We start from the raw sequence: 7,990 nt of genomic DNA on the forward strand, positions 1-7,990 counted from the left end.
TTAAACCAGTACGGCGTTGCCTCGCCGTAGCTCAAAGAGAACGATTCTCTAAGGTGCTGAAGCACCAAGTGAATCGGTCCCGTACTATCTGTACTGTCTGCGGCTTCGTCGCCTTGTCCTGATTTAGTTAATCCACTATAGAACCTTTACGCCTGCGCTATCGGGCTGTCTTCGTCCTGCCGCTCTTCTTCGTGTTCCGCGCTGTTGAGCAATTTCAGCAGCTTCTCGGTTTTTTCCGAATCTTCGCTGCGGAGGATTTTGGCAGTTTCGGTTTCGAGCAGGGCGGTGTTGCTGTGCAGGATGATGTTTTTGACGGGGAGCAGGTTGTTGGGGTTCATGGAGAATCGGCGCAGCCCCATGCCCAGCAGCATCCGCGTGTAGGTGGTGTCGCCTGCCATTTCGCCGCATATGGAGACGCTTTTTTCCATGCGGTTGGCGGTGCGGATGATGTGCTGGATGGTTTTCAACACGGCGGGATGGCCTGGCTGGTAGAGGTGGCTGACGCTGTCGTCGCCGCGGTCAACCGACAAGATGTATTGGATCAGGTCGTTGGTGCCGATGGAGATGAAGTCGGTCAGTTTCAGGATGCTGCCGACGGTCATGGCGGCGGACGGGATTTCAATCATGCAGCCGACGCTGACCGTGCCGAAAGTTTCGCCGCGTTCGGTGAGCTGGCGTTGGGCGGTGTCGAGGTGGATCAGGCATTGGCGCACTTCGGACAAGGAGGTAATCATCGGCCACATCATGCGCACGGGGCCGTGAACGGCGGCGCGGAGGATAGCGCGCATTTGGGTGCGGAACATGACGGGTTCGGCGAGGCACAGGCGGATGCCGGTAAGTCCGAGCGCGGGGTTGAGGCTGCCGTTGGGGGTGGAATTTTGACCGAACCAGCGGGGGTTTTTGTCCACGCCCAAATCGACGGTGCGGATGGTGATGCTTTTGCCTTTCATTTTTTTCACAATCGCGCTGTACACTTCGTACTGCTCGTCTTCGGTCGGCATGGTGTCGCGGTTGAGATAGAGGAATTCGCTGCGGAAGAGTCCGACGCCGTCTGCGCCGAAGTTGTGCAGGGCTTTGATGTCTTCGGCAGATTCGATGTTGGCGAGCAACTCGATGTTGATGCCGTCGGCGGTGGTGGCGGCGGTTTTTTTGAGCTTGTTGAGTTCGCGCTTGTGGAGGCGGTATTCGCGGGCGAGGCGGCGGTATTCGTTGAGGACGACTTCGTCCGGATCGATGATGAGGACGCCGTTGATGCCGTCAACGATGACGGTTTCGTTTTCGGTAATGAGCCTGCGGGCGTTGTGCAGGCCGATGACGGAAGGGATGTCGAGGCTGCGGCCTAGGATGGCGGTGTGGCTGGTCGGGCCGCCGACGTCGGTAACGAAGGCGGTAATGCGCTGCTCTTTAAAGAGGACGGTGTCGGCGGGCGAGAGGTCGTGGGCAATCAGGATGGTGTCTTCAAACAAGCCTTCGTTGAGGTTTAAGTCGTTGCTTTGCCCGACAAGGTTGTTGTGGATGCGGCGGACGACTTGCAGCATGTCTTGTTTGCGTTCGCGCAGGTAGTCGTCTTCGATGTTGTCGAACTGGGCGGCAAGCTTGTCGCTTTGCTGTTTCAATGCCCATTCGGCATTGATTTTTTGTTCTTTCAAAATATCGACGGGTTCGCGCGAGAGGGTTACGTCGGTCAGCAGCATGAGGTGCAGCGAAATAAACGCGCCCAATTCGGTCGGGGCGTTTTCGGGAATCGCGCTGCGCAACTGTTCCAACTCTTTGCGCGTGGCTTTGATGGCGGCATCGAAACGGGCGGCTTCGGCGTCGATGAGGTCGTCTGAAACGTCGTATTGCGGCACTTCCGCCGTGCCGCGCGTAATCAGGTGGGCTTGTCCGATGGCGATGCCTTTGCCCGCGGCAACACCGTGCAGCACGATACTCATTATTCGCCCTCGCCGAAGTAGTCGTTGATTAAGTCGGTCAATGCCTTCATGGCTGCGGCTTCGTCCAAACCGTCGGTTTCCAGCTCGATGATCGTGCCTTTGGCGGCGGCGAGCATCATTAAGCCCATGATGCTTTTGCCATTGACGCGGCTTCCGTTTTTCGTCACCCAGACTTCGCTTTGAAACTGAGACGCGGTTTGGGTGAATTTGCTGGAAGCGCGGGCGTGGAGTCCGAGTTTGTTGATGATTTCGATTTGTTGTTTTTGCATGTTCGACTTTCGGGTGTGCGGGGTCGTCTGAAAACGTGTCGGTCGGGTTAGACGGCTTCGGCGTGCTGTTTGCACACCAAATCTTCCGGTTCGGCGGTGATGGCGAAAATGCCTTTGACGGCGGCTTCCCTGACCGTTTCAGTAAAGGCGGCGAGATCTTCCGCCATGGGCGAGTATTGGGTCGCTTTAATCATCATCGGCGCGTTCAGTCCGGTCAGGATGGCGGATTTGCCCGCGCGAACCAGCCTGCGGGCGGCATTGCACGGCGTCGCGCCGAAGATGTCGGTCATAATCAATACGCCGTGGTTTTCAGGAAACTCTTGCAGCGCGGCGATGGCATTGTTGATGATGTCGTTTTGGTCTTCGTCAGGCTCTACGCCGAGGATGCGGATGTTTTCCGGCATGCCCGTGGGGAAGAAATGATGGGTCAGGCTGCGGTAGGCTTCGCCTACTGCCTCGTGGGTAATGATTAAAAGGTTGATCATGATGTGTTCCCTGATGATTTTATTCGGCCGGTGTGGGCGAAGGTATCGTCCGTTCACCCGCTACATAGCGCGATATGGTGGCACAAAGGTCGTCTGAAAAGGTTTCAGACGACCTTTTTTAACTCGGCATCAGCCTTGGTTGAGCGCGTAAATTTCGCCCAAATTGCGCCAGCAGCCCGCTGCATCCATACCGTAGCCGAAGACGTAGCGGTTGGGAACATCCATTCCGACATAATCCGCCTTGGTCGGTTTTTCCTTGTCGATCAACTTGTTGGCAAACACAGCCGCACGGCAGCTCGCTGCCCCCATTTCCAAAAGCTTGGATTGAATCGCCGACATCGTGTGCCCCTCGTCCAAAATATCGTCCAATACGACCACATGACGGCCCCGAATCTGCTCCGGGTCGGGCATACGTTTCCAGTTGAACGCGCCGCCCGCCAGTTTGTCGCCGTAACGGGAAACATGAACATAATCAAAGTCCAACGGAAAGCGCAACAGCGGCAGCAACTGCCCCGTAAACACCACCGCCCCGCCCATTACAGGCAGCAGGAGCGGATATTTATCCCCCAAATCGCGCGTAATCTCGTCCGCCACTTTTTGCAGCGCGGCACGGCATTGGTCTTGGTCGAACAAAAGCTCGGCATTATCAAGCATGGCTTGGGTTTCAAGGCGTTTGGTTTCTAAATCGATCATGGTAAACGGGGAAATCAGTTGGGAAAAAGGAAATTATAAACCCAAAACGGGCTAAGGTTGTCTGAAAACAGAGAAGCGGATTTTGCCATCGCTTTCAATACACCGGCCTAGCCATCAGTTGCAGTAGGTCGGATTCTCGAATCCGACGGCTTTTGAGATGGCAGGTTTTTGTCGGATACAAGTATCCGACCTACGGCCGGTTCGGCATTGCCGCGCAAACCAAGCTACTTATTCGGCGGATTAATCGGCAGCGTCGAGCGGGAGACTTTGACGTCGGGGCATTTTTGCTTCATCTGATAGCGGAACACTTCCGCCTTGCGTTGATTGCCGGTTTTTTCGTAATTCGTACCCAAAATCACCTCGTCCGCCAGATTCCGTATATCGGCATAAGGGATATAGAGGGATTGGGTCGTCTCGCAATATTCGATTTCCTCCGAATCGATTGGTTTGATAACCAGCAGGCGGAACTCTTCTTCGTCGCGGAAGGCGAAGTCTTTAAACAGATAGCGGATGTATTCCAAGGCTTCTTTATCGTCGTCGCTGACGGCGGAGTTGTCCTTGAAAAACTCGATAAGCTCTTCCAACGCTTCTTTTAATTTTTCCAAGCGGAACTGATGCCAGTCTTCATTTCCGACGGGTTTCAGGCGGATACCGAATTTCAGTTTTTCTTGAGGGAGAAGCCATATCCCGCATTTCTTTTCCGCAATATATTCATCTTTGTAAGCGACATAAGCGACTTGATAAAGCGGCAATTTTTCATATTCATCAACTTTTGGCAGGTCGTCTGAATTCTGCCCAGACATTTCGGACAGGCTGCGGAACGGGGCGGAAACATCCGATTCTTTCAGCCAATCCCCGTTTTTATTGAACACCAGGCAGCAGCCAGAAGCCTCCACGCCGCCTTCTTTCCCATACAGACGAAACTGGTTCAAATCGTTGATGCGGCTAGAGAAGCAGGTAAAAAAAGCATTGTGGGACGCGCCATCCGCTTTGTTTTCCAACTCCAAATCCTGTTGGTTCAGTAAGTCCAACAATGCCTTGCCTTCGGACGGGTCGTTCATATAGGTGGAGCTGCCGAGCCGCATCGGATTGGCGGTTTCACTGCCGCCGATGCCGAATAATATATGGCATACATGGGGCGAAGTGTAATGCGCCATCGGGATGAAACCCAACTCTATCGGCGTGATATGGAGAACCGCCAGCACGGTTGCAACGGCGTCTTGCGGTTGTGAAGTTTTACCTTTGAAAAGCGATTCCTGTATTTCTTGTTTTTTCTTTTCGAAATAAGAATGCCAATCTTCATTGAGATAAGCGACATCTCTTAAACTTTGATGGATCCTTTTTTCTATTCTTTTTTTTGCTTCATCACTTAATTGTGATAATTGTCTATCAGCAGTCAAAAGATATTTACCGGCTTGTTTCTTGAAAAGTGCTTCCACTTTATCTGTATTTTTAATTCTCTTAACCCGCTCTATATAACAACGGCCAAGCCCAAATCGAGCAAATATTTGTTGCTGAATGCGGATTTGTTCATCTTCCAGTTGTCTAGTAAACCATAAATGTTGTTTGGAGAATGCAGCCGCTTGCTTGAGCAGTTTGGCTGCTTCGTTCATATCCTTGGTTTTTATAGCTTGCTCCAAATAACAACCGCAAAACCAAGATAGGGCATCGATTTGTTTCTGAATACTGTCGTCTTGTTTATCTTCCAGTTGCTCGGCAAGTTGTAATCTTTTTTCGTTGTGTTTAATGGCTCGCCCGAATAGGTCGTTTATTTCGCCAGTATTCTTGGTTTTCCTAGCCTGTTCAACATAACAACGGACAAGCCAAGATTGAGCATCAGTTTGTTGCCCAATACAATCTTGTTTATTTTCCAGTTGCTCGGTAAGTTGCAGCCATTTCTCATAGTGTTTAACGGATTGTCCAAACAGTTCTCCTGCTTTATTTGTATCTTTAATTCCAACAGCATATGCAAGATAATGATGACCAAGCCAAACTTGGACATCGATTTGTTCATCAATACTATCTTGTTTATCTGTCAGTTGCTTGGCAAGTTTCAACCTTTGCCGATAGTGTTCAACGGCTAGTTTGAACAATTCATCTGACTTATCCGCATCCTTGGCTTTCTCTGCCTGTGCAAAATAACAACGACCAAACCAAGCTTGAATATTAATTTGCTCATTAATCTGAGTGCTTTTATCTACAATCTCATCCCAAGCTTGATGGAGTTTTTCAATCGCTTCATCGTATTGTCTCTCATCAAAAAATAGGAGACTTTCTTCAATCAAACCATCAACAGTTAAAATATCACAATCCATCATTTATCCCTTTATGAAAACAATCAGACGAAAATTGTACACCATATATACCGAAGCCTTCCTTTTCTCCGCCAAAGCAGAAAACTAATTCAGTATCCGTCAAACTTATAAAAAGGTCGTCTGAAAACCTAAAAATACGGTTTTCAGACGACCTTTCGACCATCCGCTCTTACCTGTCCGTTCTGACCCGCACAAACGTCGCAAATTTCGGCGTGCCTTTTTGTGTGAAGCCGCGGTAGCGGTATGTGATGACCGAGCCGATTTTGGGCGGGTTGTCGCGGTCTTTGTCTTTGAAGCCGCTGCCGATGCGGAATTCGCCGTGTCGGTTTTTGCAGCCGACCGCGCCCAGCCGTCCGGCGTTGCGCCCTTTGCCTTCATAATGCCGCGTTACCGTGCATTCGTCGTCGTATTGGCTTTTCAGCTTCAATAATTGGCTGCTCCTGCCGCCGCTGTAACGCGATTCGGGTTGGCGCAGCATCACGCCTTCGCCGCCCTGCGCTTCGATTTGTTTCAAAAAATCCATCGCGTGCTGCCGGTCGCGGACTTTGGTTTGCGGGATGATGGTGATGGGCGCGTTCGGATGCGTTTTCAGCCATTGCGTTGCGACGGCGAGGCGTTGGTAGAGGTTGCCTTGCGCTTTGGGGACATCGAAAACGTGCAGGCGGATGCCGCGCCAATCGCCGGAAGACGAGCGCACGGCGGCGGAAATCTGTTCAAACTGCCCGCGCCCGCTATACAGCTCGCCGTCGAGCGGATAGGGCGGGAACTGCGCGGTAAAACCTTTGGGCGGGGTAAATGCGTAGCCCTGCCTGCTGACCAGTTGGCGCCCGTCCCAATACGCGCGCACGCCGTCGAGCTTCTCGCTCATCGCCCAGCCCGCAATCTCTTGGTCTTTGTATTCCTGCGCCAGCATCAAATCCGCGCCGAGCGCCGTTTGGATGAAAAAAGCGGCAAAAATCGGTATCATGCCCTGCATTGAAGTTCTCATAAACGTTCCAATAATGTGAGTGATTATTTCAAATATAATAATGATACCGCATAAACAGACCGAAGGTCGTCTGAAAACATCGTTTCATCGTTTCAACGAAGTTCAAGCCCCCATCCAACCACTACCCAAGGAATCCCGCCTCATGGCACTTCAAGCCGAAATCATTGCCGTTACCCCCTTCCGCCAAAACTGCACCCTTTTGTGGGATGACGAAACCCGCGAAGCCGTCCTGACAGATGTCGGCGGCGACGTTCCCTACCTGCTGCAAGAGCTGGACGCGAAAAACCTCACCCTGACCGCCATTTGGCTGACCCACGGACACCTCGACCATGCCGGCGGCGTGGTGGAATTGCGGGAACACCGCCCCGTCCCCGTCATCGGCCCTCATGCAGACGACGAATTCCTGCTGCAAGCCCTGCCCGAAACGACCGCCCAATACGGTTTTCCCGTTTCCCCCGCGTTCAAGCCGACCCGCTGGCTGAACGAAGGCGAAACGCTCAAGGTCGGCAGCCACACCTTCCAAGTCCTGCACATCCCCGGCCACACGCCCGGCCACGTCGTTTTTTACTGCGCCGAAGCGGGGCTGCTCATCGCGGGCGACGTATTGTTTTACGAAACCATAGGCAGAACCGACTTCCCGCGCGGCAACCACGCCGACCTCATCCATAATATCCGCAACAAATTGTTCGTCCTGCCCGAAGACACGCGCGTCATCGCCGGACACGGCAGAATGACCGACATCGGGCATGAAAAACGGCACAATCCGTTTTTTTAAATCCTGAAAGCGAAAGGTCGTCTGAAACACGGATAAGCGTTTCAGACGACCTTTTTGTAGAGAATGAGTAAAATGCAATTTAGAACACTTTAAAGGAAATTCCTAATATGAAAACCGCGCATGAAACATTAGCTGAGTTCATTCAACAAATGAAAGATTATGAATTGTATTGGGGAGAGCTTACTCAAAAAAGTTTGGATGAAGGTGCTTTTTTTGAAATTAATCACGATGAAAACAGCAAAAAAAGAGCTGATGAAATCAAAAAAATACATCACCAATTTTTATCTAAAAAAGCTTTATCTTTAAGGCAAGCTAGACAAGAAGCTCCTGATTTTCAAATGCCACCAGAATATAACGAAACGATTACGTCTGAACGGAAAATCAGTGATAAAAAATATGAAATAGATGTGTTGGATTATAGTGGGGAAAAGAAAACCTATACGCTGGTTTTGGAAGGCGGAGAGTGGAAAATCGATCAGATGGGTTTTATGTATTACGATAAATGGAAGAAGTCCCGCCAATTGTTTTGAA

The 7,990-nt window shown here is 51.2% G+C and carries 8 protein-coding genes; 2 read left to right on the plus strand and 6 right to left on the minus strand.

The genetic code is table 11. From position 1 onward, the window contains the following. Window positions 1-146: 146 nt before the first annotated feature. From ptsP to HMPREF1051_RS09490, 6 genes are all read right to left on the minus strand, one after another. Window positions 147-1,934 (minus strand): phosphoenolpyruvate--protein phosphotransferase, encoded by a 1,788-nt coding sequence (ptsP, locus tag HMPREF1051_RS09465; protein WP_003767807.1) that lies wholly within the window; start codon window positions 1,932-1,934, stop codon window positions 147-149. Further along, window positions 1,934-2,203, minus strand: a complete 270-nt coding sequence (locus tag HMPREF1051_RS09470) for an HPr family phosphocarrier protein (RefSeq protein WP_003767811.1) — start codon at window positions 2,201-2,203, stop codon at window positions 1,934-1,936. The genes ptsP and HMPREF1051_RS09470 overlap by 1 nt, the downstream gene beginning before the upstream one ends. A 47-nt stretch (window positions 2,204-2,250) precedes the next feature. Further along, the gene (locus HMPREF1051_RS09475) at window positions 2,251-2,688 is read right to left on the minus strand and encodes a PTS sugar transporter subunit IIA (RefSeq protein ID WP_003755891.1); all 438 of its coding nucleotides are present in this window, start codon (window positions 2,686-2,688) and stop codon (window positions 2,251-2,253) included. A gap of 129 nt (window positions 2,689-2,817) precedes the next feature. Then, complete coding sequence (locus HMPREF1051_RS09480; RefSeq protein WP_003767818.1) at window positions 2,818-3,381, minus strand: hypoxanthine-guanine phosphoribosyltransferase; 564 nt, start codon at window positions 3,379-3,381, stop codon at window positions 2,818-2,820. A 224-nt stretch (window positions 3,382-3,605) separates the two neighbouring features. Continuing rightward, window positions 3,606-5,696, minus strand: a complete 2,091-nt coding sequence (locus HMPREF1051_RS14905; protein ID WP_003767815.1) for a hypothetical protein — start codon at window positions 5,694-5,696, stop codon at window positions 3,606-3,608. A gap of 169 nt (window positions 5,697-5,865) precedes the next feature. Next, window positions 5,866-6,672 (minus strand): DNA ligase, encoded by an 807-nt coding sequence (locus HMPREF1051_RS09490; protein WP_003767809.1) that lies wholly within the window; start codon window positions 6,670-6,672, stop codon window positions 5,866-5,868. A 154-nt stretch (window positions 6,673-6,826) separates the two neighbouring features. Here HMPREF1051_RS09490 and HMPREF1051_RS09495 point away from each other — a divergent pair, with 154 nt between their 5' ends. Continuing rightward, window positions 6,827-7,459, plus strand: coding sequence for an MBL fold metallo-hydrolase (locus tag HMPREF1051_RS09495; RefSeq protein WP_036492830.1), 633 nt, complete (start codon window positions 6,827-6,829; stop codon window positions 7,457-7,459). 107 nt (window positions 7,460-7,566) lie between these two features. After that, a complete protein-coding gene (locus tag HMPREF1051_RS09500; protein ID WP_003767805.1) occupies window positions 7,567-7,989 on the plus strand; it encodes an NTF2 fold immunity protein in 423 nt (140 codons plus the stop codon). Window position 7,990 lies beyond the last annotated feature (1 nt).

It is taken from the genome of Neisseria sicca VK64, from assembly GCF_000260655.1.
Taxonomy (GTDB): domain Bacteria; phylum Pseudomonadota; class Gammaproteobacteria; order Burkholderiales; family Neisseriaceae; genus Neisseria; species Neisseria sicca_B.

Excerpts from the sequence above, each read along its gene's own strand:
- HMPREF1051_RS09470 (WP_003767811.1), bottom strand. The coding sequence starts at position 2,203 with ATGCAAAAACAACAAATCGAAATCATCAACAAACTCGGACTCCACGCC.
- HMPREF1051_RS09500 (WP_003767805.1), top strand. The coding sequence starts at position 7,567 with ATGAAAACCGCGCATGAAACATTAGCTGAGTTCATTCAACAAATGAAA.
- HMPREF1051_RS09495 (WP_036492830.1), top strand. The coding sequence starts at position 6,827 with ATGGCACTTCAAGCCGAAATCATTGCCGTTACCCCCTTCCGCCAAAAC.
- ptsP (WP_003767807.1), bottom strand. The coding sequence starts at position 1,934 with ATGAGTATCGTGCTGCACGGTGTTGCCGCGGGCAAAGGCATCGCCATC.
- HMPREF1051_RS09475 (WP_003755891.1), bottom strand. The coding sequence starts at position 2,688 with ATGATCAACCTTTTAATCATTACCCACGAGGCAGTAGGCGAAGCCTAC.
- HMPREF1051_RS09490 (WP_003767809.1), bottom strand. The coding sequence starts at position 6,672 with ATGCAGGGCATGATACCGATTTTTGCCGCTTTTTTCATCCAAACGGCG.
- HMPREF1051_RS09480 (WP_003767818.1), bottom strand. The coding sequence starts at position 3,381 with ATGATCGATTTAGAAACCAAACGCCTTGAAACCCAAGCCATGCTTGAT.
- HMPREF1051_RS14905 (WP_003767815.1), bottom strand. The coding sequence starts at position 5,696 with ATGGATTGTGATATTTTAACTGTTGATGGTTTGATTGAAGAAAGTCTC.